Annotated in this window: 23 protein-coding genes; 16 read left to right on the top strand and 7 right to left on the bottom strand. The window is 39.3% G+C overall.

Annotated features, from left to right (window positions below):
* Positions 1 to 7: 7 nt before the first annotated feature.
* On the bottom strand, positions 8 to 1,414 hold the full coding sequence (locus tag EAH57_RS10340; protein WP_121929985.1) for a PLP-dependent aminotransferase family protein: 1,407 nt from the start codon (positions 1,412 to 1,414) through the stop codon (positions 8 to 10).
* A 236-nt stretch (positions 1,415 to 1,650) separates the two neighbouring features.
* On the opposite strand from EAH57_RS10340, the gene EAH57_RS10335 reads away from it, so the two are divergent.
* The 5 genes from EAH57_RS10335 to EAH57_RS10315 all read left to right on the top strand — a co-directional run bounded on the left by EAH57_RS10335 (position 1,651) and on the right by EAH57_RS10315 (position 7,278).
* On the top strand, positions 1,651 to 2,469 hold the full coding sequence (locus EAH57_RS10335) for a hypothetical protein (RefSeq protein WP_213071148.1): 819 nt from the start codon (positions 1,651 to 1,653) through the stop codon (positions 2,467 to 2,469).
* Between the two features lie 41 nt (positions 2,470 to 2,510).
* On the top strand, positions 2,511 to 2,684 hold the full coding sequence (locus EAH57_RS10330; RefSeq protein WP_147440123.1) for a cbb3-type cytochrome oxidase assembly protein: 174 nt from the start codon (positions 2,511 to 2,513) through the stop codon (positions 2,682 to 2,684).
* A gap of 321 nt (positions 2,685 to 3,005) precedes the next feature.
* On the top strand, positions 3,006 to 5,414 hold the full coding sequence (locus tag EAH57_RS10325; RefSeq protein ID WP_121929982.1) for an FdhF/YdeP family oxidoreductase: 2,409 nt from the start codon (positions 3,006 to 3,008) through the stop codon (positions 5,412 to 5,414).
* A gap of 86 nt (positions 5,415 to 5,500) precedes the next feature.
* Positions 5,501 to 6,256, top strand: coding sequence for a formate dehydrogenase accessory sulfurtransferase FdhD (gene fdhD, locus EAH57_RS10320; protein ID WP_416240491.1), 756 nt, complete (start codon positions 5,501 to 5,503; stop codon positions 6,254 to 6,256).
* Between the two features lie 80 nt (positions 6,257 to 6,336).
* Positions 6,337 to 7,278 (top strand): Dyp-type peroxidase, encoded by a 942-nt coding sequence (locus tag EAH57_RS10315; RefSeq protein WP_121929980.1) that lies wholly within the window; start codon positions 6,337 to 6,339, stop codon positions 7,276 to 7,278.
* A 56-nt stretch (positions 7,279 to 7,334) separates the two neighbouring features.
* Here EAH57_RS10315 and EAH57_RS10310 read toward each other — a convergent pair whose 3' ends face one another.
* Positions 7,335 to 8,177 carry an SDR family NAD(P)-dependent oxidoreductase gene (locus EAH57_RS10310; RefSeq protein WP_121929979.1) on the bottom strand — a complete coding sequence of 281 codons (843 nt, stop codon included), beginning with the start codon at positions 8,175 to 8,177 and terminating at the stop codon, positions 7,335 to 7,337.
* Between the two features lie 31 nt (positions 8,178 to 8,208).
* Complete coding sequence (locus EAH57_RS10305; protein WP_121929978.1) at positions 8,209 to 9,699, bottom strand: flavin-containing monooxygenase; 1,491 nt, start codon at positions 9,697 to 9,699, stop codon at positions 8,209 to 8,211.
* 126 nt (positions 9,700 to 9,825) lie between these two features.
* On the opposite strand from EAH57_RS10305, the gene EAH57_RS10300 reads away from it, so the two are divergent.
* Positions 9,826 to 10,851, top strand: a complete 1,026-nt coding sequence (locus EAH57_RS10300; protein ID WP_121929977.1) for an AraC family transcriptional regulator — start codon at positions 9,826 to 9,828, stop codon at positions 10,849 to 10,851.
* 12 nt (positions 10,852 to 10,863) lie between these two features.
* Here the strand turns inward: EAH57_RS10300 and EAH57_RS10295 are convergent, their stop codons facing one another.
* Complete coding sequence (locus EAH57_RS10295; protein WP_004671708.1) at positions 10,864 to 11,481, bottom strand: TetR/AcrR family transcriptional regulator; 618 nt, start codon at positions 11,479 to 11,481, stop codon at positions 10,864 to 10,866.
* Positions 11,482 to 11,983: 502 nt separating this feature from the next.
* On the opposite strand from EAH57_RS10295, the gene EAH57_RS10290 reads away from it, so the two are divergent.
* From EAH57_RS10290 to EAH57_RS10270, 5 genes are all read left to right on the top strand, one after another.
* Positions 11,984 to 12,943, top strand: a complete 960-nt coding sequence (locus EAH57_RS10290; protein ID WP_004671706.1) for a metal-dependent hydrolase — start codon at positions 11,984 to 11,986, stop codon at positions 12,941 to 12,943.
* A 142-nt stretch (positions 12,944 to 13,085) separates the two neighbouring features.
* Positions 13,086 to 14,060, top strand: a complete 975-nt coding sequence (locus EAH57_RS10285; RefSeq protein ID WP_005196571.1) for a metal-dependent hydrolase — start codon at positions 13,086 to 13,088, stop codon at positions 14,058 to 14,060.
* A gap of 37 nt (positions 14,061 to 14,097) precedes the next feature.
* Complete coding sequence (locus tag EAH57_RS10280; RefSeq protein ID WP_004671704.1) at positions 14,098 to 14,922, top strand: SDR family NAD(P)-dependent oxidoreductase; 825 nt, start codon at positions 14,098 to 14,100, stop codon at positions 14,920 to 14,922.
* 263 nt (positions 14,923 to 15,185) lie between these two features.
* The gene (locus EAH57_RS10275; protein WP_121929976.1) at positions 15,186 to 16,706 is read left to right on the top strand and encodes a flavin-containing monooxygenase; all 1,521 of its coding nucleotides are present in this window, start codon (positions 15,186 to 15,188) and stop codon (positions 16,704 to 16,706) included.
* Positions 16,707 to 16,793: 87 nt separating this feature from the next.
* Complete coding sequence (locus EAH57_RS10270; protein WP_121929975.1) at positions 16,794 to 17,672, top strand: class I SAM-dependent methyltransferase; 879 nt, start codon at positions 16,794 to 16,796, stop codon at positions 17,670 to 17,672.
* A 136-nt stretch (positions 17,673 to 17,808) separates the two neighbouring features.
* Here EAH57_RS10270 and EAH57_RS15970 read toward each other — a convergent pair whose 3' ends face one another.
* A complete protein-coding gene (locus EAH57_RS15970) occupies positions 17,809 to 17,976 on the bottom strand; it encodes a hypothetical protein (protein WP_171407437.1) in 168 nt (55 codons plus the stop codon).
* 390 nt (positions 17,977 to 18,366) lie between these two features.
* Here EAH57_RS15970 and EAH57_RS10265 point away from each other — a divergent pair, with 390 nt between their 5' ends.
* The 4 genes from EAH57_RS10265 to EAH57_RS10250 all read left to right on the top strand — a co-directional run bounded on the left by EAH57_RS10265 (position 18,367) and on the right by EAH57_RS10250 (position 23,718).
* A complete protein-coding gene (locus EAH57_RS10265) occupies positions 18,367 to 19,296 on the top strand; it encodes a lauroyl acyltransferase (protein ID WP_121929974.1) in 930 nt (309 codons plus the stop codon).
* 326 nt (positions 19,297 to 19,622) lie between these two features.
* A complete protein-coding gene (locus EAH57_RS10260) occupies positions 19,623 to 20,381 on the top strand; it encodes a LamB/YcsF family protein (protein WP_121929973.1) in 759 nt (252 codons plus the stop codon).
* 33 nt (positions 20,382 to 20,414) lie between these two features.
* Entirely contained in the window at positions 20,415 to 21,998 is a 1,584-nt protein-coding gene (locus tag EAH57_RS10255; protein WP_121929972.1) for an urea amidolyase family protein, read from the top strand.
* Positions 21,991 to 23,718, top strand: coding sequence for an acetyl/propionyl/methylcrotonyl-CoA carboxylase subunit alpha (locus tag EAH57_RS10250; RefSeq protein WP_121929971.1), 1,728 nt, complete (start codon positions 21,991 to 21,993; stop codon positions 23,716 to 23,718). The genes EAH57_RS10255 and EAH57_RS10250 overlap by 8 nt, the downstream gene beginning before the upstream one ends.
* Before the next feature lie 62 nt (positions 23,719 to 23,780).
* On the opposite strand, the gene EAH57_RS10245 is transcribed toward EAH57_RS10250, so the two are convergent.
* On the bottom strand, positions 23,781 to 24,557 hold the full coding sequence (locus tag EAH57_RS10245) for a M48 family metallopeptidase (RefSeq protein ID WP_121929970.1): 777 nt from the start codon (positions 24,555 to 24,557) through the stop codon (positions 23,781 to 23,783).
* Between the two features lie 201 nt (positions 24,558 to 24,758).
* Positions 24,759 to 25,466 carry a cAMP-activated global transcriptional regulator CRP gene (gene crp, locus EAH57_RS10240; protein WP_121929969.1) on the bottom strand — a complete coding sequence of 236 codons (708 nt, stop codon included), beginning with the start codon at positions 25,464 to 25,466 and terminating at the stop codon, positions 24,759 to 24,761.
* A 146-nt stretch (positions 25,467 to 25,612) separates the two neighbouring features.
* On the opposite strand from crp, the gene EAH57_RS10235 reads away from it, so the two are divergent.
* Entirely contained in the window at positions 25,613 to 26,035 is a 423-nt protein-coding gene (locus EAH57_RS10235; RefSeq protein ID WP_121929968.1) for an OsmC family protein, read from the top strand.
* Positions 26,036 to 26,072 lie beyond the last annotated feature (37 nt).

Genomic DNA, 26,072 nt, shown 5'->3' with positions numbered 1-26,072 from the left:
CAGTAAACTACATTCCCTCCTGAATAACCGCAATAAATAGTTCAACGGCGTGTTGAATCTGCTCAGTCCAATCAAAAGAACAATTCATACGGATGAATTGTTGATGAGAGGGCAAAACATTAAATAATGGGCTAGGGGCAACACCGACTTGACGCTGAATCAATTGTTCATACACCTGCATACTACTGACCTTGTCAGGCAGTTGAATCCAAAGAAAAAAACCACTTGGATAGTTATAAACTTTGCAGCCTCGGGGTAAATGCTGTTTCAGATAATGAAAAAATTGCTTTTTATTTTTTTCTAAAGTGCGTCGAAGTGTTCTTAAGTGCTTTTCATAATGATGATGTGAAAGAAACTCAACCAGTGCATTTTGAATCAATGCATTCGCTGAAATGGTACTCATCAGTTGCAAATGTTGGATATGCTCTGAGAATTTGCCTGCATAAACCCAGCCTACACGAAAACCTGAACCCAAGGTTTTTGAAAAAGAAGAGCAGTGTAATACCAAATTTTGCTGATCAAAGTACTTCATTGGCAATGGTTTTTGGTGACCATAAAATAGTTCTTCATAGACATCATCTTCAATCAAATGAATTTGATGCTCATGTAAAAGCTTTGCGATTTTATATTTAATTTCTTCGCTTACGGTAAATCCAATTGGGTTATGTGCATTCAGCATGAACCAACATACTTTAATTGGATAATCTCGAATCACTTGCTCAAATGCTTCAAGATCAAAACCATGCTGAGGGTGTTCGGGAATGGTAATGACTTTTAAACCCAAACGTTCAGCCGCTTGCCATGCGCCATAAAAGATGGTTTGTTGCAATAAAATATAATCGCCCGGTTGCGTAATCGCTTGCAAAGAAAGATTAAGTGCGTCTAAACCTCCTGATGTAATAACGATATCATCTGCTTCGGTTGGGATCCCTTGCATACAATAGCGTTGAGCAATCAATTTTCTTAACGCTAAGTTTCCTGGTGGGAGGTTTGAGGTTTGATCATAGCTATGCCGATTACGTGCCAGTTGTCCCATAATTTGAATGAGCTTGGGCGGATAGAGCAATTGACTCTCTGGAAAGGCCGAACCCAAAGGACTGACTTGTTTGGACTGAATAGATTTCAGGTATTTAAAAACCAACGAGTTAATTTCAATTTTAGGATTTAAAGAAACCACAGAATAGGCTTGGGGAATGTTTGGATTGCTTTGTTCCACGACAAAATAACCCGATTTTTCTTTTGAATAAATCAGTCCCTGTGCTTCTAGTTCTTGGTAAGCATTCATCACTGTAATTAAACTAAAACCCGAGATTTGTACTTGCTCGCGTAACGAGGGTAATTTGCTATGCGCTTGCCACGTACCATTCTCGATGAGAAGTTTAAGCTTATGCGCCAACTGTTCTGATTTATACATAAGGTTACGCGTCCAAATTTACTCTGTTTATGAGAATGCAGCATTAAGTGCTTTAATTTTATAACAGAATGAGAGTATATGAATAATCTGTTATATTTTTTTAGTCAAACTCTGTCGCTATTCACCCATTGCTCATTCCTTCACAATAACAGCATGAACGAAGCAACTTATTTGGTATCTACTGCAATAATTGCATGGTCGCTCAAAATTTGATTTGGACTTAAGGGCGTATGACGATGTTTGTGACGAAGCAATTAAATGCGATAACTCGGTTTTTTAAAGAGACAACACCTTCGCAATCGATGCAAAAACAGCTCGCGCTTGAATATGTAAATCTAGAGGCGACCTTGTTACGTGCAAAGGTGCTTAGAGATTTCTCTAAAGAGAAAATAGCGTATATCGCACAAGCAAAAATTGGGCAAAACGATAATAATCTGGCTTATTTATTTGCACCATTTATTATCGCGAATCTAAATCAAGCTGTGATCTATACCACGCCTGTTGCGTCATCGGTGTTCTCAATTTTGAATCAATACTATCAGGCCGAAAGAAGTATCAATCTAAAGGTTGAAGATGTAATTCAGAGCCTCAAACTCCATCTTGATCTGGTTGATCACATGACAAGCGAAGAAGACTTCCTTTATCGAAGCTTGGTCAAAGCACTATGTCGAACAGATATCTCTCATATTTTCTTGATTAGCCATTTAGTTATAGATGATGAACAACGCAACATACTGCAAGCGTATTTCGATATAAAAATTGATGTGATTCATGCAGATGTAGCAAAAAGCATAGTCAATGATGATCTGATTAATATTAGAAAATTATTGTTCAAAAATAAAGATGAATGGCATAAAACGCTTTGTATGTTGTTTTCAGATTTAAATGCAAATCTTGTCTCGAAAATTGGTCAGTTCAACAGAAGTCAAGCCAGCCATCTCATTGAAGATATGTTTTATTCAGAACATATTTTTGAAAAATTATCGGTCTATGCCGAATACATGCAAACCCGTATTCAAAATGGTGCGGGTTATAGAGCACTGACCACGATTTAGTTTTTCAAAATTTGAAATTTATGATTTTAGGAGCAGATGATATGTCTCAGAAGCCACAAAAGTTCCCATATATTACGGTTGGGATGAGTATTTTATTCGGTTGTTTATTTTTAGTTTTCTTCTTTCTTGCCGTGAGTCATCAGCCTGATTATATGCCTTCTCAGCAAAAGCAAACTGCGACCCAAGTGCAGCATTTGTCTCAGCAACAACATTAATTGTATGAACTTAACCCATAATTTAGTTTATCTCTCTGACTAGCGATTTGAGCATTCGTTAGTCAGTTTTTTATCCCAAAATTAAACGAATGCGCCATTTAATGTTTGAATGTTCACACGAAAATTAAATTCAACCCATAGCTTTTCACAGAGTTTTTTACTTTAAGGCTGTGATTTAATTATTTAAATTTATAAATATTATTTTGGGGTAGTCCTCAAAAAACAAAAAATATCTAACCAATTCAGAATAGAAAATCTTCACTTTCTGTGTTACACCCTTATCAAGTAGACATGAAAAATAGCTCAAATGAGGGCAATTCGATGAATGAGTTAGAACAAACCAAACATAAGCAAGAAAATACAGGATATGCCCGAATTGAGCCTTATACTCAACCCGCAGGTGGGTGGGGAGCATTATTAAGCGTTGCTCGCAATCTCAAACGTCAAGATATTTTGAAAAAAGGGTCAATCACTTTACTCAACATTAATCAACCAACAGGTTTTGACTGTCCAGGTTGTGCATGGCCTGAAAAGAAAGATGCACATGCCTTTAACTTTTGTGAGAACGGTGCAAAAGCAGTTGCCTTTGAAGCAACCAGTAAAACCGTAACACCTGAATTTTTTGCTCAACATACTGTCAGTTGGTTGACTGAGCAGAGTGATTTTTATCTTGAGGACTTAGGGCGTTTAACTGATCCAATGCGTTACGATCCCACATTAGATAAATACGTGCCAATTTCTTGGGATGATGCATTCCAATTGATCGCCAAACATTTACATGCTTTAGATCATCCTGACCAAGCTGCATTTTATACCTCTGGCCGTACCAGTAATGAAGCTGCCTTTTTGTATCAACTGTTTGTACGAAGTTTTGGAACCAATAATTTTCCAGACTGTTCCAATATGTGCCATGAAACCACCAGCGTTGGCTTGAAAGATGCGATTGGTTTAGGCAAAGGCACAGTCACTTTGGATGATTTCGATCAAGCCGATGCGATTTTTAGTTTTGGACATAATCCGGGAACCAATCACCCTCGTATGTTGGCAACGCTTAGAGAAGTCTCCAAACGTGGAGGCAATATTATTGCAATCAATCCAATCAAAGAGCGTGGTTTAGAGCGTTTCCAAGATCCTCAAGCCCCTTTGGAAATGATGACCAATGGTAGTACGCCGATTAGCCGTTATTATTTCCAGCCTAAAATCGGTGGGGATTACGCTTTATTATTTGGTGTACTTAAACATTTATCTGAATGGGACAAAAAAGCCATAGCCAAAGATAAGGCAAGTGTATTTGACCGTAGTTTCATCGAGATGAATACGATTGGTTTTGAGGAAATGCTAGCAGAGATTGATCGCACTGAATGGTCTCAGATTCATAAACACACAGGACTTTCACCTGAACATTTAGAATCCATAGCTCAAATGTTTCTTGATGCGAAAAAAGCTATTTTCTGTTGGGGTATGGGGATTACTCAGCATCGTCATGGTACCGCCAATATCCACATGCTAGCCAATTTAATGCTGGCAAGAGGACATATTGGCCGTCCCGGAGCAGGTTTATGCCCAGTACGTGGACATAGTAATGTGCAGGGCGACCGTACCATGGGAATTAATGAAAATCCGAGTGATAAATTGCTGGATAGCATTGATCGTGTGTTTGGAATTCAATCACCACGTAAACATGGTTTTGGTGTAGTCGATACCATTAAGGCAATGTATGAAAATAGGGTAAAAGTATTCATTGGCTTAGGTGGGAATTTTGCCGTCGCAACCCCTGATACGCCTTATACGCAAGAAGCGTTAAAGCGTTGTAACTTAACAGTACATATTGCCACTAAAATGAATCGAAGCCATTTGGTTTGCGGTAAGGATGCTTTAATTTTACCTTGTCTCGGGCGTACCGAGGTAGACATGCAACTTCATGGCGCTCAGGCAATTTCCGTTGAAGACTCAATGAGCAATGTCCATCTTTCGGCAGGACGAAACCTGCCAATCTCGGAGAATATCTTATCTGAACCTGATATTGTGGCACGAATGGCTGAAGCAACTTTGCTTGATAGTAACGTCAAATGGAAATGGTATATCGAGAGCTATGATCGCATTCGTGATTCGATTGCAGACGTGTTTGATGAATTTCATGATTTTAATCAACGGGTCTATCAACCGAGCGGTTTTCATTTAGAACATCCAGCTAATCAACATGTTTGGAATACACCAAGTGGCAAAGCGCAGTTTTTGATTACGCCGTTGACGGAAGTCTATGAAGACAAAGAAAACCAATATGTTGCTGCTTATAGTGAACAACAGGTTTATACCTTGATGACCACACGTTCGCATGATCAGTACAACACGACTTTATATGGTCTAGATGATCGCTATCGTGGTGTGTATGGGCAGCGACGTGTCTTGTTCATGAATCAAACTGATATTGATGAGGCTGGTTTTGAAGCAGATCAATGGGTGGATATTGAAAGTGTATTCTCCGATGGCGTGAAGCGGATTGTGCATAGTTTCCGTATCGTGCCTTATAACATTCCAAAAGGAAGTTTAGCTGCGTACTATCCTGAAACCAACCCACTGGTGGCTTTGGGTAGCCATGATAAATATGCCAAAATTCCTGCGTCGAAAAGTGTTCCCGTTATTTTGCATGCAGGACAAGCTCCTGAACATTTCAATTTGGCAGTTGAAGTCGATCCAGAACATGCCAACGAAAGAGTCAGCGGTGCATAACTTTCTAGATTTATAAAAATATTTTAATCCAGTGATATGGAAAAGAGAGTAATAGAGTGGAAGCACAAAAATTAGGCTATGAAACAATGCAAGTGCATCGATTTCATCATGATGTTTCTGAAGATCAACTGGATTATATTGTTCAAGAATACCCTGTGGCACTCATCTACAACGGAATTTCTCATGCGGTGATGATGGCAACACCTTCTGACATTGAGAAGTTTGCCAAAGGTTTTAGTTTGTCCGAAGGCATCTTGCAAAGTTTAACGGAATTGTATTCGCTAGAAATTAGTCAAAATGATCTGGGTATTCAAGTTGATATGGACATTTCAGCTAGAGCCTTTATGGGATTAAAGCAGCAGCGTCGGATGATGGTTGGGCGAACGGGATGTGGTTTGTGTGGCATTGAAAGTTTAAAGCAGCTGTATTCAAACTTGCCAGTGGTCAGCACACAAGTTTCCACGACATGGTTCAATCAAATTCCAGCCGCAATAGCTCAACTCAACGTCAGACAAAAAATCAGTGCATTGACGGGAGGTGCACATGCTGCGGCTTGGGTGGTGAAAGGTCAGATCATTGCTTTGTTTGAAGATGTTGGTCGTCATAACGCTCTAGACAAATTATTGGGTTATTTAGCAGAGCAAAACATGGATGTCGCGGAGGGCTTTGTGGTCATGACCAGTCGTGCTAGTTATGAGTTAATCCGTAAATGTGCACAATACAATATTGCTTTATTGGCGACGATTTCAGCCCCGACCAGTATGGCGATTGAGATGGCGAAACAGCTAAATTTAACTTTGGCTAGTTTCTGTCGTGGTGATAGTTTTGTTTTATATAAATAGTAAAAATTTGTGATGAATTTGGTACCTAACGCATTGATTTGTGTAGGATAGGGGTTTGCTTTCTACTATTCCTAAAAATTATGAATATACCTTTAAGACCACAGCCTGTTATTAACAATCTTGCTGGCGAAAATGCATTATTTATTGTTCTCGGCATCAATAGTAATCCTGATCATTCAGGAATTATCGACTTTCTCGCCAATTTTTCAGCCTTGGTACGAAGTATGGCGCATCGTTTCCCGAATAGCCAATTTAGTGCTTCTGTCGGGATTGGTTCTCATGCGTGGGATCTTCTATTTCCAGATTTGAATAAACCTAAAGAACTGCAACCATTTCAAGAGATCAAAGGTTCCAAGTACACGGCAGTTGCCACCTCCGGTGATTTATTTTTCCATATTCGTGCCAATCAAATGGCGATTTGCTATGAGCTAGCTTCCATTATTCATGATCAACTCAAACAGAGCAGCTATCCAATCAGTGAAACCAAAGGTTTTAGATATTTTGATGGTCGTGCAATTTTAGGATTCGTGGATGGTACAGAAAATCCTGAACATGAAATCGCTAAAGAGATTGCTTATGTCGGTGAAGAAGATATTGAGTTTCTTGGTGGCAGCTATGTCTTTATCCAAAAATATTTACATAACATGGAGATGTGGAAAGCACTAAGTACCGAAGAACAAGAAAAAGTAATTGGTCGAAAGAAATATGATGATGTTGAACTAAGTGATGATGTAAAACCACAAAATGCACATAATGTCGTGAGTAAAGCACATGATGCTGATGGCAATGAGTTAAAAATTCTCAGAGCAAATATGCCATTTTCCAATCCATCTGAAGGAGAGTCGGGTACTTTCTTTATCGGATACTCTCGTTCATTCAATATCACCAAGACCATGTTAGAGAATATGTTTCTCGGAAAAGAAAATGGTCACGTAGATCGTTTACTTGATTTCAGTACACCTGTTTCAGGTAGTTTATTCTTTGTGCCGACTTTCGATTTTTTAGAAGATTTGGCTGAATAAAACAGTAGGGAAATTCACCGTTGTTAAGCCAACGGTGAATTTAAGCAACAAAAGTGTTATTTCATAAAACGCGCTTGCAATGCGGTTGCAGTCGCAAAAAGTTTTTGATAACCCTGAGGAAATAAACGCTGAATGGCATCAACCGCTTTCGCATCAGCACCGATCAGTAAACGACGACGATTTTTTTGTACCGCATTTAAAATTAAATTTGCAGCTTCATCGGCAGGTGTACGTAGTAATTTATCAAAAGCGTCCTGACTCTTGGCAGGATCCATCCCTAGACTTGTGACACTGTTATTCATACGTGCAGCTTTGGCAATATTGGTACGAATACCACCCGGATGGATGCAGGTTGCACTCACACCTGAGTTTTCGATATCCAGTTCTTGACGCAGGGACTCAGTGAAACCACGAACTGCAAATTTACTGGCATTGTAAGCACTTTGGGTCGGTTGCGCAGTCAATCCAAACATACTGGAAATATTGATGATATGTCCATCACCACTTTGTTTTAGATAAGGTAAAAACTCTTTGGTGCCATAAACCACACCCCAAAAATTTATTCCAATCAACCATTCAAGATCTTCATAACTTACACCTTCGGCGGTACTGCCAAGTGCAACACCTGCATTGTTAAAAATTAAATTCACTTTGCCATGTTGTTCTACCACATTTTTTGCCCAAGCTGCGATTTCATCACGTGTTGCTACATCTACTTTCTGTGTTGTGACTTTGACTGGAAATGCTTGTATCAGTGCCACTGTATTCGCCAAGCCTGTTTCACTGACATCCGAGAGTGCAAGGTTACATCCTTGTTTAGCCAAAGCAATTGCCAATGCTTGACCAATACCTGATCCTGCACCCGTGATCGCTGCAACTTTATCTTTAAATGTTTTCATTTCATCTATCCTTTGTTTTTATGATCGTGTCTTAATTGGACACCACTGGGACTTGAACATAATGTTCAAGATCAAAGCGGCGGGTTCGTTGACGATATTCAAAAGTGAAACCAGGCCAATTATTGGTGTTTTTTCCTGCCGCAGTTTGATACCAACTGTTGCAGCCTTGCGACCACATGGTGCTTTTCATTCTTTCTTGAATTTCTTGGTTAAAGTTTTGTTGTCTATCGGCTTTTAAATCTGTAAATAACAAGTTCTTTTGAATATGGGTTTGAATTGCATCAATAATATAATTCACCTGACTTTCAATCATATACACAATTGAATTGTGTCCAAGGTTGGTATTGGGTCCATACAACATAAAGAAATTGGGGAAGCCACTCACCGTTAAGCCTAAATATGCTTCGGCACCGTCTTGCCATTGTTCTTTTAAGGTTGTGCCTTTTAAACCTGTAATCTGCATGGGTGCCATAAAATCAGTTGCTGCAAATCCAGTCCCATAAATAATGGCATCAACTTCACGCAAAGTACCATTTTTATCGACGATCCCTGTTTCTGTGATTTCTTCAATATCGTTGTTGATGACTTCTACATTGGGTCGAATTAAGCTTTCATACCAATAATTAGAAATCAGAATACGCTTACAACCAATTGGATAATCAGGCATTAACTGATGGCGGAAATGAGGATCTTTGATTTCCTTGCGAATATGGCGTTGAAACATATATTCCACGAGCGGGATTTCATTGAGGGTAATGGTAAAGCCCTTAAGAACACTTTCGTTATAACTATACTGATACATACGATCAAGGCTTTGCAAGATCGGTAGCTTTTGAAAAGCTTTGCGAGTAAGCGGAGAGTAAATGCGGTCTGGCTTTGGAATAACATAGGGTGCAGAACGTTGGTATACATTTAAATGCGCGACTTGTTTAGCGATCTCTGGCACAAACTGAATGGCACTAGCACCTGTACCAATCACGGCGACACGTTTATGATTTAAATCATAATCATGTTCCCAACGCGCAGAATGGAATGCTTTGCCTTTGAAATGTTCAATGCCTTTAATTTTTGGATAAGCAGGTCGATTCAGTTGACCGACTGCCGCAATCAGAAATTCTGTTTCAAATTTCTCACCTGTTGTACTTTGAATCTGCCATAGCCCTTGCTCTGCATTAAAGTCTGCACTAGCGATCTCAGTATTAAACTGAACATGAGGTCGAATTTTATATTTATCAGCACAATGACGTAAATATTGATGGATTTCTTGCGAAGTCCCGTAACGGTTTTTCCAGCCAAGTTCCTGTTCAAAGGAAAACGAATATAAATGCGAGGGTACGTCACAGGCCGCACCTGGATACGTGTTATCACGCCAAACGCCACCAACATCCCCAGCTTTTTCAAATAAAGTAAACTGATTGAAACCCGCTTGTTTTAATCGGATGGCAAGCCCTAATCCACCAAAGCCTGTTCCTATAATGGCGATACGGATATTTTTATTTGAATTGGATGATGGTTTTGACATGGTCTGCTCGCACGATTGGGAAAGAGGGGCAATCGATAAAAGAATATAGAATAGTGGTTAAAGCTATTGATTTAGAGGATGGATGCGGACAAAATATTGTGATTCGAGGACATTTGGAAATGTACATTGACGTACGCATGGGCATTTGATCGAAGTATACATAGTGTTCGATTGATGGCTGATTTTGCAGCAGAGTTGGGTGTTGATTATCAGCTCATATTAAAAGGAACGGGCTTAGATCAACAGCACTTACTTGATCCGAATATGGCTGTAACAGCACAACAGGAATTACAACTGATTGGTAATTTGGTTGAACAGCTTTGTCATAGGCCGATGTTGGGCTTAGAGGTTGGTACACGCTACCATTTCACCACTTTTGGCTCGTTGGGTTTAGCACTAATGAGTGCTGCCAATATTCGTGAAGCACTCGATTTTGCTTTGGCATATTTCCCATTAACTTTTGCGTTTACCCAGTTTATTGTTTCTGAGGAAGAACGAGGTATTCGAATTGAGATCGCAGTCGATGAGGGGATTCCTCAATTTCTCTCTCAATTTATTATTGAGCGAGATATCGCCGCTTTAGTGACTGTTCAAAGAGATTTGATACCAGAAAATTTCTGCTTAGCCTTGGCATTTTCTTTTCAGCCTAAGGGTGATGTACAAACCTATATTGATTTATTTGGTATCGTCCCAGAGTTTGGTGAGATCAAGAACTTTATTATTCTCGATGTTGAAAAAGTAAACCAAAAACTGCGTATGGCAAATGAATTGGCTTTGCAGCATGCGGAACAACAATGCCGTCAAATTTTAGAGAAGCGACAATCACAAAAAAAATATTCGCACCACGTACAACAAGTCTTGATGCATACCAAAGGAGAGATACCTTCAATGGAAATCGTGGCTGATCGGTTGCATCTCAATTCAAGAACTTTGCGCCGTCACTTGGTTAATGAAGGCACAACTTTTATTAAGATTAGAGAGGATGTTCGCAAAATTTTGGCAGATTACTATTTATCTTTACCGCAAACTTCGATTGAACAGATTGCTGAATGGCTCGGCTACGCGGAAGCGACCAGCTTTATCCATGCCTATAAGCGCTGGTATGGGAAAACACCGCATGCATCACGTTTGGCAATGAAGGAATCTATTTAAAAACGACTTAAATCAACCTTCAGCTTTTGCCAATTCTGCCTCGATATAGCTGATGATCATGGTACTCAATCCTCTGACCATTTCATCAAAGCTAATTTGTGGGTTTGGTAAAATCAGATGGCGTGCCACGTTAAAAATACTGCTATTAATACTAATATAAGCTGTCACGCTAAGATTGTTTACTTTTAAATATCGAGGATGACGGATCATGTATTTCATCAATACATCCATCAATGCATATTCAATCTGACTGATATATCTTTCATATTTAAGTTCAGTTGCATATCTTAAGCAAATTAAATAACGATCATCATCCCGCGTTAACAAATCTCGGAAAGTATAAAAAATCATTTCAAACAAGGGTTCTAACTCTTGTTCAATGATGATCGGCGTGAGTTCTTTGACCATATCTAAAACTTCTTTGACGAAAGTTTTGGCCATCGCATCGTAGATTTCTTCTTTGTTTTTAAAATACTCGTACAACGAGCCGACACTGACACCTGCGATATCTGCAATGTGTCTTGTGGTGGTTCCACTGGTACCATGCATTGCGACAGCGATAAAACCTGCTTCAATAATAGTATCTACGGTCACTTTTGAGCGTGCTTGACGAGGTTTACGTGTAGCCATAGTGGTTTTACTAAAATCCGAACATAGTGTCAGATTAACATGCTGATGAATATTATAGAAGATCAGGGTTTCTAATCCGAACAAATAAAATTACTAAAATTTTAATATTCATTTTAAATTTGTAATAAAACTATTGAATAGACATTTTACCCCAAGATTTTATAACGTTGTTTTTTATTTTGTTTTAAATAATATATTGATATTTATGATAAATATTTTATTTTTAAGTTATTTAAAGCACTCTTTATTTCATTAGAAAATGAGCAAATTATCGGTTATTGATAAGCGTGGAAAACTGAAAATTACCCGAATTGAATCCGAACATAAGATCAGTCTACAGTAGTCCTATCGAATATTAAGTTCAGAAATATCTTCCCGAATGATTCTTCAATGAGCTATCCACTGTTTAAAAGATAGAGATGCTCCAAGAACCATGGTTAATGAGCTTAATGGAGTGTCATATCACGAGCTAACTCCGCTCAACTGAATGTAGGGTGTTGCTATGATTGCGAACACAGTGAAAAAGACCTTTAGTCTATTTAAGCCAAACCCACTTGCTAAACAAATTGATTTTGCGAGTAAAGATTCTATCCCAATTCGTCACCTAGCAATCGGATTTGAAGGTGAGAAGGTTGATCTCTCATTTTATATGAACAACCAATTCGCTACGCTTTTTTTTGCTACGCTTTCTGTGTTTTTGACCTATGGCGAAGATCTTGTCATCGAAACTGCACGTCATCATCGAGATTTACTTAAAGATCCGATCTTAAAGCAACGTGTCACTTCATTGATTGGTCAGGAAGCGATTCATTCTAAACTACATAATGAATTTAACGATGCGATCGTAGAACTCGGTTATCCAGTGACTTTGTATCGTTTCTTAGGTTCAAACTTTTTTAAATATATCTTTCTTCAATTTCCGCAACCATTAAAACTGTCGATGATGGCAGGTATTGAGCATTTTACTGCTGTACTTGCTGAATACATGATGAAGCATGAACAAAACTTCTATTTCTCAGAGGACGCTAAAACTCGTGCGCTATGGATGTGGCACATGTTGGAAGAGTCTGAGCATAAAGATGTTGCTTATGATGTCTATGAAGTTTTGAATGGTAATTACGCCTTGCGTATCAGTGGCTTTGCGCTTGCTTACTTTACGATTTTAGGACTGATTCCACTTTCAGCCTCACTGGTGCCCGTTTTCCGTAAACCTCAAGAGATGTTGACGGCTAAATTCTGGAAAGATGCAAAACGAGGCGTAAAGCTGATCTTTAGTCCTAAAGATGGCGTGTTTGGCAGCACGCAAGGACAAATCTTTGATTATTTACGCAAAGACTTCCATCCGAATGATCATGATACATCGAAGTATCTTGAATACTATAAGCAAAAACTACTATCAGAAGGCGGGGCATTGCATCCTTTCTTTGTGAAAGAGTTTACGCCTAAAGTTCAAGCAGCTTAATGATTTGATAGCACGATCTAATCCAATTGTTGAGGCATTGAGACAGTCAAAATTGTAGAAATAATCTTATAACCAATTTTACTGTTTCAATTGATACATTGCTGTTTTATTTAATTTTTTCACTATTTTATGGGAATCGAAAATGGTTGCTCAAATTATCCGAAATGTCTTTAATGACAAATTAAGTACCAAATATCAGGGGATTGTTCAGAACTTCGTGAACAAATCTCCAATTCCGATTCGTCATTTTGATTTTAAATTCAACCCTACAGAACTTGATGAAAAGTTCTTCTTAAATAAAGAGTTGGCAACATCTTATTTCCATGCGTTATCAATATTTTTAACGTTTGGCGAAGATGTCGTTATTGAAACAGCACGTTATCATCGAGACTTTATAACAGACCCTATTTTAAAGCAGAGACTGACCTCTTTAATTGGACAAGAAGCGATCCATTCTAAAGTACACAATCAGTTTAATGATGAAGTGCTGAAAGAAAATGATTATCCAGTTGAGTTGCTTCGTGCGATTGCGGATAAAGTTTTTGAGTACGGCATTTATAAACTTCCACATTCATTACAACTGTCGTTGATGGCAGGTATTGAACACTATACCGCTGTTTTAGCTGAATTTATGATGCAGCATGAGGACTATATTCTTGGTTCTCAAGATGAAAGACAGCGAGCCATGTGGATGTGGCACATGCTAGAAGAGTCTGAGCATAAAGATATTGCCTATGATGTATTTTTAGAATTATCGGGTGATTACTGGGTCAGAGTGACAGGTTTCTTATTGGCAAGTTTGACCATCCTTGGCGGAGTTTCGTTGGGTGGTTATCTCATTCCCTTTATTCGTAAACCAAGCAATTTGATCAACCCACGTTATATGAAAGATATGTTAGAAAGCACTGCTTTATTGTTTGGTAGTGAGCGTGGGGTATTTGGCAGTAGCTTCATGCACATTTTGGAGTATTTACGTCCAAGCTTTCATCCGAATGATCATGACACCACAGCCTATATGGAATATTACAAACAGCGATTATTAGACCCAGAAACAGGTTTATTGACGCCTTATTTTCTTAAAGAATTTGTACCGCCAGTACGTGCAGCCTCTGCATAAGCTCGGCGCATAAAAACCTGATTGTTGGATTGTATATATGAAATTATTTGCTAAAAAACCAAAGCCCAGTCAAAAAGCATTTGCTGTTGTGACGGGTGCGGGTAGTGGGATTGGAAGAAGTTTTGCGCTTGAACTGGCAAAGCGCGGCGGAACTGTTGTGTGTTCAGATATCAATCTGGATGCAGCCAATGAAACGGTTTCTTTGATCGAGCAACTGGGTCAAAAAGCCTTTGCTATCCAATGTGATGTCAGTAAGGCTGAACAAGTTACACAATTGGCAGAGCAAGCAGAACAGGTGATGCAGAACCCTGTCACGCTTGTGATTAACAATGCTGGTATTGGATTGGGTGGCAAGTTTGATGAGATGACCACAGAAGATTGGCAATGGTGTATGGATGTCAATTTGTGGGGCGTAATTCATGGTTGCCGTACTTTCGTACCTAAGTTTAAACAACTTGGGCATGGTGCCATAATCAATGTCGCATCTGCTGCTTCTTATACCGCTGCACCTGAAATGGCGGTCTATAACGTTAGTAAGGCGGGGGTTCGTGCGTTATCCGAGACGCTTTCTGCTGAGCTTAGAAAATTCAACATTAAGGTTAATGTCCTGTGTCCAACGCTGGTTCCGACCAACATCATTAAAAATGGCAAAGTACCGCATAAAGGGATATTGGATTATGCCTTGACCAATCTGGCGTTTACCACCAGTGATAAGGTTGCGAAACTGACTTTAAACCGTTTGGATAAAGATCAGCTTTATACCATTCCTCAGATTGACGCTAAGCTTTTCTGGTTAATGAAACGTACTGCACCGAACTTATATGCGAAATTCTTAGGCAACTCGTACAGATTTATGAAGTAACCCAAGTAAATACCAAAACTTTTGCCAGAATTTGATACACGGAAATGTCATCCGCAACCTGCGTAGTATCAGAAGAGTATAAGGTTTTGTATTTACGAAGGAATTAAATATATGAAACAAGTGAACAGGTTTTGTGGATGACAAATGGTTTTGCCTACTTTTCCCGAAAGAAAAGTAGGTCGAGCCGAAGGCTAATTACGAAATTTAGATGAGAACTCGGCAAGACGCCGCCGTGAATCTAAACGATGGATAGGATTTTTTAAATGACAGCTCAAGCAAAAAAATTAAACTCAGCTGAGAAAAAAGCATTACCTGCACATATCTATGACAGCTTTATTGTAGGTGCTGGTATTTCAGGGATTGCCACCGCGATTCGACTTGATCAAGTGGGCTATACCAATTACAAAATCATTGAAAAAGCCAATCGTGTAGGTGGTACATGGCGTGAAAACACTTATCCGGGTTGTGGATGTGATGTGCCATCAGCATTGTATTCATATTCATTTGCACCAAGTGCAAAATGGAGTCACTTATTCGCACGTCAGCCTGAGATTCTAAGCTATCTAGAAGAAGTCAGCGAAAACTTCAATGTCAGTTCAAAAATTGAATTTGGTGCTGAGCTGACGAATGCTGCTTGGGATAACCAACGTAATTTATGGGTGATTGATACCAACAAAGGTCAATATTTGTCTAGAACTGTGGTTTTTGCCACTGGACCGATTACCGAAGCACAGATTCCAAAATTAGATGGTTTAGAAACATTTAAAGGTGAAATGTTCCATTCAGCTAAATGGAATCATGATTATGATTTGACGGGTAAGCGTATCGCTGTGATTGGTACGGGTGCATCTGCAATTCAATTTGTGCCCCAGATTCAGCCTTTAGCGAAGGAATTGTATGTTTACCAACGTACAGCGCCGTGGGTCGTACCGAAGCCTGATACTGATTTAGGTGAAGTGAGCAAATCACTGATTGCAAAATATCCACTGATTCAAAAAACATGGCGTAAAGCTGTTGCTCAGTCACTCAATGCGATCAATTTCGGGCTACGTAATCCAGCGGTGTTAAAACCTGTAGGTGAGCTGGCTAAACTGATTTTAAAATTCCAGATCGAAGATCCTGAATTACGTAAAAATGTAACGCCTAACTTTACCATTGGTTGTAAGCGTTTATTGTTCGCAAATAACTATTACCCAGCATTACAGCAAGAGAATGTCAAACTGATTCCACATGGGTTAGTGAAAGTAGAAGGCAATACTGTTATTTCTGCAAATGGTGAACGTCAAGAAGTAGATGTGATCATTTGGGGAACAGGCTTTGAAGTTTCGCATCCGCCGATTGGTAAGCGTGTTTCTAATGAAAAAGGTGAGTGCCTACATGACTTATGGAAAAGTACTTCTCCAGAAGCATATTTGGGTACCAGCATTGAAAACGTACCCAATGCGTTCTTAGTGTTAGGACCAAATGTTCTGGTTTATGATTCGTTTATTGGTTTGGCAGAAGCGCAGCTTGATTATATTGTCGATGGTTTATTGAAAATCAAAGAGCAAAATATTGGTAAATTAAACATTAAGTCTGACGTGATCAAAAAGCATAATGAATTGGTACAAAAGCATCTAAAAACCACTGTGTTCAATGCTGGCGGTTGTAAGAGCTATTATTTAGATGCCAATGGACGTAATTTTGCTGCTTGGCCTTGGTCATTAAAGAAACTGAAACAACGTTTAAAGCATATGGATTTGAATGATTATGAAGTGACTTATCAAACTGAAAAAACTAAATAATTTTAGATAAGTAAACGGGCAGTAAATTTTATCTGAGGATGGAATTTGCTGCTTATTTTTTTGATTATTTAAAATAGGAAGGAAAATATGAAAAAAGGACAATCAAGTCGCACGGCTGAGGCTGCTGCAGCATTAAGAGCCAATCATTTTTTGTATGCATCTCATCCAATATTTTCAGATCCTTATGCATTTGAATTAACCAGTTCAGCTTGGAAAAAGTTATTGACCACATCATTGACAGCCAAAGTAATGAACTCATCGATATTTAACAGAACGTTAGGATTATTAACTGGACAAGTCGTCGGTCGTTCCCGCTATGCAGAAGATTTGCTTCAACAAGCGATTGCGCAAGGTATTCAACAATATGTTTTAGTTGGTGCGGGATTGGATTCTTTTACTCTCCGTCAAACAGGGCAGTATCCCAATTTAAAAATTTTTGAAGTTGATCATCCTGATACACAAGTCGCTAAACAGAAAAAATTATCTGAGTTTGGTGAGATCCCAACCAATGTTGAGTTTGTCGCAATTGATTTTGAAAAGGAATCAATCGCTGAAGCATTAGAGCGAAGTGGATTCCAACAAGATCGGCCTGCATTTTTTTCATGGTTGGGTACAACCCATTACCTTGAACCAAAAACAACTTTGAATACATTAAAAAGTATTGCAAAAATCGCAGCGTCAAACAGTGAAATTGTCTTGGATTATTCAATTGATTATCGCGAGTTGCAGGGCGTTGAACGTTTTGGCAGTTTATTTGTTTCTCAATTTACCCGCTTTCTAAAAGAACCTTTGTTAGGACAGTTTAGACCTAAACGACTTCATCAAACCGTGATACAAATGGGCTATGACGTGGTTGAGGATTTATCAGGAGACGGTTTAAGCGAACGATATTTCCAAGATCGTCCTGATCGAATACGTCATACCATCGCAACACATATGTTACATCTTCGCTTGCAGCAAACATGATGAACTTGGCATATTAATAAACCCCACGCCATCACACAAATTTCATCTCAAGTTGAGTTTGAAATTTATCAAATTTAGGTGGGGTTCATTTTCTGTGGGCAAGGCCTAATGAGCTTTAGACTTTGACGATGTTCAATTATTTGTTATTTGGATCCGCTTTTTCACTCTGTTCGCTTTCTGGGGTAGGCGTCTTATCAGGTTTTGTTTCGGGAGATGGATTTACTTGTGAATGTTCATTCGCTTGAACTTGTTTAGTATTTTCATCTTTGGTGGTCTTTTCAGAAAAACTTTTGAAACCTGACATTATTATCTTCCTTCGTTATTGAGATTTCATGCTACAGGTTTTCAGCGATTACACTAAGGTAGTTATGAGCACGATATGTGGAGATATGTGCGCTGAATAGTGTTTATATCGACATCATATTTCATTAATAAAATCATATATATATTATCCATTGAATCTTATGGTTTAATTCAAGAAAGACCAGCTTAATATTCGCAATGGCTGTACACAAAGAACACAAATATTTTATTTAGCATATGTAGACGATTTTTATATGGTTATGCTTATCGTGATTTATAGGAATGACTTGGCAAAAAATTGTGAATATGGATGACTACGGATACGAGAATTAAAAACATTAAGAAATTACATGTGCTAGTCTTGCTAGATTTTCCTAATAAGCTATCCGCTATGAATGTTGAGCGACACCATGAGGCAAGTAAGTTTCAGTGGTCTTTTCTATTGCCTAAATATTGGGGGATATGGATAGCTATACTGGTTTTGATGATATTTGCAATACTTCCTTGGGCCATCCAATGGCGATTAGCAGAAGGTTTGTCTAAACTAGGATGGAAATATCTAAAATCTAGACGTAAAACGACGATTAGAAATCTCGAACTGTGTTTTCCAGAGAAAAGTGAACTTGAAATCCAAGAAGATGCTAAACAAGTCTTTTTTAATATGATGCTCGGTGTCTTTGAAGCATTGAATGCTTGGTATTGTCCGAGTTGGTTTAAAAAGCGCATACATATTCATGGATTAGAGCATCTTCAGCAAGCACAGGGTAAGGGGGTTTTATTGCTCAGTAGCCATACCACATTGTTGGATGCTGGCGGTTATGTAAGCAGTTGCTTTTTTGATTTTGATGTTGTTTATCGTCCACAAAACAATCCTTTATTAGATATGTTGATCCGTAGATGTCGAGCGACGATTTATAAGAATCAAATTTCGAAAGATGATATGAAAGGATTAATTCATAGTTTGAAAAATGGTCATGCAATTTGGTACAGCCCTGATCAAGATTTTGGCTTGAAACAAGGCGTTATGGCACCGTTTTTTGGTGTACAGGCCGCAACATTAACCGCACATCGCCGATTGATGAAAATTACCAAAGCATCAGCCATTCCTTTATTCTTTTATCGTGAAGGCGATATTCGAGATCCCCAATATCACATTTTATTGGAACCAACGTTAGATCATTTTCCGGGTCTTGATGAGGTGGAAGATGCAACACGAGTGAATTTGATTCTCGAAAATCAAATCAGAACGCAGCCGACCCAATATATGTGGTTTCATCGTCGTTTTAAAACCAGATTGAAAGGTCAAGAAAAGCTGTATTAAAAATTAAGCCTTAAACCCACCTTATTTTGGTGGGTTTTTTTAATAAAATGTAGATAATTAAAAATGACAACAACTGCGATTTAATGCTTTAAAAATAAATTTTAGTTAAGTGAAATGATGTAGATTAAGTATTCATTAGCTACCTTCACAAATTCTCTTTGTTTCTATCTATGGGAAATACAAAGCGGCTCAATAATTATGAAAGAGCGCTATTGACTGCAAAATCTATCAGGACCTAAAGATTTTCAACCGAGTTTTCTGTTAGCATTTTAGACGGTAGGTAGAAACGATCTGCTTTTTCGGAAAATTAAAAATATAAGGTCATTATGCGTATTGATTTAAATAGCGATTTAGGCGAAAGCTATGGCTCATGGAGCATGGGCAATGATGAGCAAATTCTTCCTATTGTGAGTAGTGCAAATATTGCATGTGGCTTTCACGCAGGCGACCCGCTCCATATTCTTAAAACATTAAAACAAGCAGCTAAACTTCGTATAAATGTCGGGGCACATGTATCGTATCCTGACTTAGTTGGTTTTGGTCGGCGCAAAATGACCTTATCTTATGATGAACTACTTGCCGATGTACTTTATCAAATTTCAGCTTTACACGGTTTGGCGCATGTTGCGGGAACCAGAGTAAGCTATGTCAAACCGCACGGTGCTTTATATAACACTATCGCGACAGATTTAACGCAAGCCCAAGCGGTGATTGATGCGATTCTACAATTTGATGCAGACTTAACGTTGGTGGCTTTGGCTGGCTCACCATTGATTGATTTTGCTCAAAAGCAAGGTTTGACAGTTGTATCAGAAGCTTTTGCCGATAGAGCTTATCACGATGACGGCACTTTAGTTTCTCGTCTTGAAACTGGGGCTGTTTTACATGATGCAGAGATTGTGGCTCAACGTGTTCTTGATATGATCCTAAAAGGCGGCGTGGAATCCATTGAAGGAAACTTTACGTCTATCCAAGCAGATACGATTTGTTTGCATGGTGATACGATGGGAGCTGTGCAAATAGCTCAAATAATTCGTCAAAAATTTGCAGAACAACACATCGAAGTTCGAGCGTTTACCCATTAAATACTTTGCAGGAATGCTTTAACGAGTGATGAAATGAGATTTTTATCGGTTAATTTGAATTGCTTTTTGATTGAGTTGTCCAGTTTAGAGGAAACCGTTGCGCTTTATCATTGTTTAAAGCGTACAGCACATCCTGATATTCAGGAGCTTATACCTGCTGCACGTACTATATTGGTTTATTTTGATCCTATCTTTATTGATGAAAAGAATCTGATTCAGTGGATTTCAGCTCAAAAATTAGAACAAAATCTTCTGGATATGGGTAAAGAAGTCGTCATCAATGTCTGCTATGACGGTGCGGATCTTGCGCATGTCGCTGAATATTTGGGTATCGATGTGGATGAGGTTATCCATAAACATACGCATAGTTGTTGGCAAGTTGCCTTTATTGGTTTTGCTCCTGGTTTTGCTTATTTGATCAGTCCAGATCATCCTTTTGGAAGCATTCCACGTTTAGTCTCACCACGCAAAAAAATAGCTTCAGGTTCTGTAGGGTTGGCAAGCGAATATAGTGGTATTTATCCGAAAGAGAGTCCTGGCGGATGGCAATTAATAGGGCGTACAGAGCAAACGATGTGGGATGTCTATCGAGAGCAAGCTGCCTTACTGTTGCCAAGTGATCAGGTGGTTTTTAAAGATATAAGCAAGCATCCGACTCAAGTCACTGTTCCTTGCACTAAACTTTTTCCAAGACAAAGACTGGAAAATCCGATCGTATTCACTGTGTTAAATGTTGGTTTGCAAGTATTAGTACAAGATGAGGGACGTAAAAATGTCGCTCAACTAGGCGTTGGACAGGCAGGTGCGATGGATCGGAGCGCATTTCACTGCGCCAATGCATGTGTGGGTAATCCTAAAAATGCTGCTGCACTAGAAATATATAATGGTGGTTTACGCTTAAAAGTGATGAAAGAAACTGTTATTGCGGTAACAGGAGCTGAAACGGAGCTATGGGTAACATACGCGAACGGCTATACAGTCAAGCAACCATTATATCAACCAATTGCATTGGATGAGGGCGATGAAATTTATCTGACCAAAGCTCAGGCTGGAATCCGTAACTATGTGGCAGTTCGTGGTGGTATAGCCGTCGAACAGGTATTAAATAGTGTCAGTTATGACAGTTTGGCTGAACTAGGGACAATGCCCGTGAAGGCTGGGGATGAGATACGATCAGCACAATTGAAAACAGAATGTGTCGATTTAGATCAATCGGCAAATGCTTTACCCAAAGTGGGAGATCAGGTTGTAGTTGATATTGTGTTGGGGCCTCGAATGGATTGGTTTACGCCAGAAAGTATGGATCTACTGCTTGATCAATCTTGGTTGGTGACTGCGGACAGTAATCGTATAGGATTAAGGCTCGTAGGCGATAAGCCCTTACAACGTCAGATCAAGCAGGAATTGCCGAGTGAAGGATGTTGCACTGGCGCGATACAAATTCCACCAAATGGGCAACCTGTCTTGTTTATGAATGATCATCCGATTACTGGAGGTTACCCAGTCATTGCAGCTGTAGCACCATATCATCTTGATTTGATCGCTCAAGTTGCAGCAGGATGCTATATCCAATTTCGTAAAATATCTGACTTTATGGATATCAAAAAAAATGTATAAGCAACATAGGCTGTTGATCGCCAATCGTGGTGAAATTGCTGTTCGTGTTATTCAAGCGTGTAAAGATTTAGGTATTCATGCTGTGGCGGTTTATGCCGACGATGACATGGGAAGCTTATATGTAACACTGGCAGATGAGGCTTGGGCTTTATCTGGTCAAACAGCGAAAGAGAGCTATCTCGATATTGATGAAATTTTGAATATTGCCAAGCAAAGCCAAGCGACAATGATTCATCCGGGTTATGGCTTTCTATCTGAACGTGCTGATTTTGCGCAAGCTGTAATAGATGCAGGGTTGATTTGGATCGGACCAACTCCTCAAAGCATGATCAGACTAGGCGATAAAATCGAAGCGCGTAAGCTTGCACAAGCTGTTGGAGCACCGTTGGTTCATGGTACTGAACAGCCACTTCGTTCTGCCAGTGAAGCGGTGACATTTGCACAAACATACGGATTGCCTATTGCGATTAAGGCTGTATATGGTGGTGGTGGACGTGGTTTAAAAGTGGTTAGGCAGCTAGATGAAGTCGCCGACTCTTATTCTTCAGCAGTGCGAGAAGCGCAAGCGGCTTTTGGTCGAGGAGAATGTTTTGTTGAACAGTATCTAGATAAGCCCAGACATCTGGAAGCCCAAGTGATTGCTGATCAGCATGGCAATATTGTAGTGGTTGGAACCCGTGATTGCTCTTTACAACGCCGTAATCAGAAGTTGGTAGAAGAAGCGCCTGCGCCATTTATTGATGACGATATTTATCAGCAATTAATACAATCTACGCTCGATCTCTGTCGAGCGGCGAAGTATGTTGGCGCTGGCACAGTGGAATATTTGTTAAGCCAAGATGGCAAGCTATCTTTTCTTGAGGTCAATACACGTTTACAAGTGGAGCACCCTGTTACTGAACAAACAACAGGGATTGATTTGGTTGTTGAACAGATTCGAATTGCATTGGGACAACCGTTATCTATCCAAGAAACGCCAAAACCACAAGGCCACGCAATTGAGTTTCGTATCAACGCCGAAGATCCAGCGCGAGGCTTTATTCCAGCATTTGGTCACATCACTCGATTTAATCCACCTTCGGGGATTGGTATTCGTTTAGATACAGGGATTATCCAAGGGAGTCTCGTCTCAAGCCATTTTGATTCATTAATGGCAAAACTGATTGTGACTGGGCCAACGCGTGAAATCGTCATTCAGCGCGCCAAAAGAGCATTTGCTCACTTTGAGTTAGATGGGGTTGCATCTGTTTTAGCCTTTCATCGTGCGATATTGTTCGAACCAGACTTTATTGATGCATTTAAAGTGCATACCCGTTGGATAGAGCAGGAGTTTCAGCATAACTTTGCAATGCATCCACGCAGTAAAAAATCAGATTCATCTGTATTACAGCGCTACACAATTGAGATTGATGGCAAGCTTCATCAAGTGGGATTGCCTGTCGGATTGTTGAAAATGTCCAGTGTTACAGAGAATCATTTATCTGATGAAGCTTCATCGTCGTTGCATAATGAAAATGCTGTTATCGCACCAATCAATGGAACTTTAAGTAGCTGGATGGTTCAAGAAAATGCTCAAGTCGAGCTGGGTGATGTAATTGCCACGATGGAAGCAATGAAAATGGAAGTACCAGTGATCGCACATCGAACAGGTAAAATTAAAAACCTAGTGGCTTTAAATCAAATGTTAGATGCGGATATGCAGATTGCAGAAATTATTTGAATTTAACATTGTGGCTGAATCAGCCATTAAACGCAAAAAGGCGTTTAATGGCTGTGATGTGATTAACGACGGTTATTATAAATTGCCAATGCTGCTGGTAAGTTTTTGCGCATATCTGCAATACGTTGAGTATTTGATGGGTGAGTTGATAGGAATGCAGAACCACTCTTACCATCTAAACGACTCATTTTTTCCCACAATGTAATGGCTGCATTTGGGTTGTAACCTGCATGAGCCATTAGCATTAAGCCACCGAAGTCGGCACGGCTTTCTAGGTTGCGTGAATAAGGTAAACCAATACCTACTTGGCTGCCCAAATTAATCGCAGCATTTCCAGCTTCACCAATATTGGCACCAGCATAAGATGTACCAATACCAATTGCTAAGTTGGTCAGCGCTTGCGCACCGATTTTACTTTTCGCATGCTCTTCTAAGGCATGGGTCATCTCATGGCCCATAATTGCAGCAATTTCATCATTGGTGAGATTAAGTTTATTTACGATACCAGTGTAGAAAACCACTTTACCACCAGGCGCAACATAAGCATTGACTGTATCCGATTTTAATACAGCGAGCTGCCAGTCAAAGCGTTGACCGGTTTGGTTCATTTTATCGGCATGTGGTTTTAAACGATTAAATACTGTATTGATGCGTTGATATGTGGCAGAACTGGTATCAAGCTGATTTTTAGCACGAGCTTCTTGAGTCATCTTACTGAAGCCTTGCGCAGATTGGGCATTTAGCGTTGCGCTGTCTGCACCAGCCATCTCTGCGAACGATGCACAGCCAGATATTGTCATTACAGTGACCGCACAAAGGCTCAAAGCTAACTTGTTCATACTTATTCTCTCCAAATCAGTATCTTATGAGTATAGTCGTAATTACGGTGAATTATAAAAAATGTTGATCAGACTTAACATTCTGATTCGCTCTATAATCATTGTAATTATGTAATCACATCTACATAGATTCTGCTATTCATTTATAAAACAAAGCCAGTGTATTTCCACTGGCTTTGTTTTTACTAGATGAGGTGAAGATTAATCTTCATCATCAAACTCTTCTTCAGGGAATGTATTTTCCTCTAAAGAAGCATCAAAAATTAAGATTGCTTTACCGTCGGTTTGGATCATGCCTTGTTCTTCAAGTGTTTTAAGTACACGCCCCACCATTTCACGAGAACAGCCTACGATACGACCAATTTCTTGGCGCGTAATACGAATTTGGCGACCATTCGGTAGAATCATGGCTTCTGGTTGTGAAGATAAATCAATTAAACAACGCGCAATACGACCTGAAACATCAATAAATGCAAGGTCAGTGACTTTACGTGTTGTATTTTTAAGACGGCGCACAAGTTGAGCAAATACAGCATAGCTCAAATCAGGATACTGTTTGCTGAGTTCGTGAAAGTTGTCATACGTAATTTCTGCAATTTCACAAACATCTCTGGTGCGTACTTCAGCAGTACGTTGTGGGTTTGTTTCAAACAATCCCATTTCACCAAAGAAATCCCCAGGGTTTAAATAGGCGACGACAATCTCACGCTCATCATCTTCGCGTAATATAATCGACACTGAACCCTTTAAAATTAAATACAGTGATCTTGATTCCATTCCAGCGTCAACAATCGTGGTGCGTTTTGGATATCTATTAATATGAGCACGTTTTAGCAATGCTTTTACCGATTCAGGCAGTTGGCCTGGAGACAAAGCATCAGTGCTAAGTTGTGAAAAATTTGAAGTCATGCTTAAAATTTCCGAATTTTGATAAAACCGATCGCACAGGCTCATTTGAGCTTTTTCTACACAGAAGAGATGAAATTCCTTATCAACTCATTTTATGTTAGTGTACAAGAACACAGTAAATTTATAACGTTTTTTGGGTAGTTGCAATGCAAACAAGTGTACATTGGTTAGAGAATGTTGCTTTTGAGGCAAAATCAGAAAGTGGCCATAGTGTGGTGATGGATGGTTCTGCTGAATATGGGGGTGAAAACCGTGGTCCACGTCCTATGGAGTTGATTTTAATGGGACTTGGTGGGTGTGCTTCGTTTGATATTGTGACCATTTTAAAGAAATCTCGACAAGATGTGACGGATGTCGTGTGTGAGTTAAAAGCTGAGAGAGCGAACACGATTCCAGCAGTCTTTACTAAAATCCATTTGCATTTCATTGTGACAGGTAATGCTGTAAAAGCCAAACAAGTTGAAAAGGCCGTAGAACTTTCAGCAGAAAAATATTGTTCAGCCAGTAAAATGCTGTCTGATGGTGGAGTTGAGATTACCCACGATTTTGAAATTATTGAAGCTGCATAAAGTTTTATTTTTAAGTTTTTCTAAAAAGTGATCTATT

The organism is Acinetobacter sp. 2JN-4 (assembly GCF_003687745.1).
Lineage (GTDB): Bacteria > Pseudomonadota > Gammaproteobacteria > Pseudomonadales > Moraxellaceae > Acinetobacter > Acinetobacter halotolerans.
Note: the sequence above shows the minus strand (reverse complement) of the source record. Positions and strands in the feature narration are given on the sequence as shown.

Bases quoted from the DNA above. Each gene is read 5' to 3' on its own strand.
- fdhD (WP_416240491.1), top strand. From the start codon at position 5,501: ATGCAAGTGCATCGATTTCATCATGATGTTTCTGAAGATCAACTGGAT.
- EAH57_RS10325 (WP_121929982.1), top strand. From the start codon at position 3,006: ATGAATGAGTTAGAACAAACCAAACATAAGCAAGAAAATACAGGATAT.
- EAH57_RS10315 (WP_121929980.1), top strand. From the start codon at position 6,337: ATGAATATACCTTTAAGACCACAGCCTGTTATTAACAATCTTGCTGGC.
- EAH57_RS10255 (WP_121929972.1), top strand. From the start codon at position 20,415: ATGAGATTTTTATCGGTTAATTTGAATTGCTTTTTGATTGAGTTGTCC.
- EAH57_RS10335 (WP_213071148.1), top strand. From the start codon at position 1,651: ATGTTTGTGACGAAGCAATTAAATGCGATAACTCGGTTTTTTAAAGAG.
- EAH57_RS10270 (WP_121929975.1), top strand. From the start codon at position 16,794: ATGAAAAAAGGACAATCAAGTCGCACGGCTGAGGCTGCTGCAGCATTA.
- EAH57_RS10295 (WP_004671708.1), bottom strand. From the start codon at position 11,481: ATGGCTACACGTAAACCTCGTCAAGCACGCTCAAAAGTGACCGTAGAT.
- EAH57_RS10280 (WP_004671704.1), top strand. From the start codon at position 14,098: ATGAAATTATTTGCTAAAAAACCAAAGCCCAGTCAAAAAGCATTTGCT.
- EAH57_RS10275 (WP_121929976.1), top strand. From the start codon at position 15,186: ATGACAGCTCAAGCAAAAAAATTAAACTCAGCTGAGAAAAAAGCATTA.
- EAH57_RS10245 (WP_121929970.1), bottom strand. From the start codon at position 24,557: ATGAACAAGTTAGCTTTGAGCCTTTGTGCGGTCACTGTAATGACAATA.
- EAH57_RS15970 (WP_171407437.1), bottom strand. From the start codon at position 17,976: ATGTCAGGTTTCAAAAGTTTTTCTGAAAAGACCACCAAAGATGAAAAT.
- EAH57_RS10310 (WP_121929979.1), bottom strand. From the start codon at position 8,177: ATGAAAACATTTAAAGATAAAGTTGCAGCGATCACGGGTGCAGGATCA.
- EAH57_RS10305 (WP_121929978.1), bottom strand. From the start codon at position 9,699: ATGTCAAAACCATCATCCAATTCAAATAAAAATATCCGTATCGCCATT.
- EAH57_RS10235 (WP_121929968.1), top strand. From the start codon at position 25,613: ATGCAAACAAGTGTACATTGGTTAGAGAATGTTGCTTTTGAGGCAAAA.
- EAH57_RS10285 (WP_005196571.1), top strand. From the start codon at position 13,086: ATGGTTGCTCAAATTATCCGAAATGTCTTTAATGACAAATTAAGTACC.
- EAH57_RS10265 (WP_121929974.1), top strand. From the start codon at position 18,367: ATGAATGTTGAGCGACACCATGAGGCAAGTAAGTTTCAGTGGTCTTTT.
- EAH57_RS10330 (WP_147440123.1), top strand. From the start codon at position 2,511: ATGTCTCAGAAGCCACAAAAGTTCCCATATATTACGGTTGGGATGAGT.
- EAH57_RS10250 (WP_121929971.1), top strand. From the start codon at position 21,991: ATGTATAAGCAACATAGGCTGTTGATCGCCAATCGTGGTGAAATTGCT.
- EAH57_RS10340 (WP_121929985.1), bottom strand. From the start codon at position 1,414: ATGTATAAATCAGAACAGTTGGCGCATAAGCTTAAACTTCTCATCGAG.
- EAH57_RS10260 (WP_121929973.1), top strand. From the start codon at position 19,623: ATGCGTATTGATTTAAATAGCGATTTAGGCGAAAGCTATGGCTCATGG.
- EAH57_RS10290 (WP_004671706.1), top strand. From the start codon at position 11,984: ATGATTGCGAACACAGTGAAAAAGACCTTTAGTCTATTTAAGCCAAAC.
- crp (WP_121929969.1), bottom strand. From the start codon at position 25,466: ATGACTTCAAATTTTTCACAACTTAGCACTGATGCTTTGTCTCCAGGC.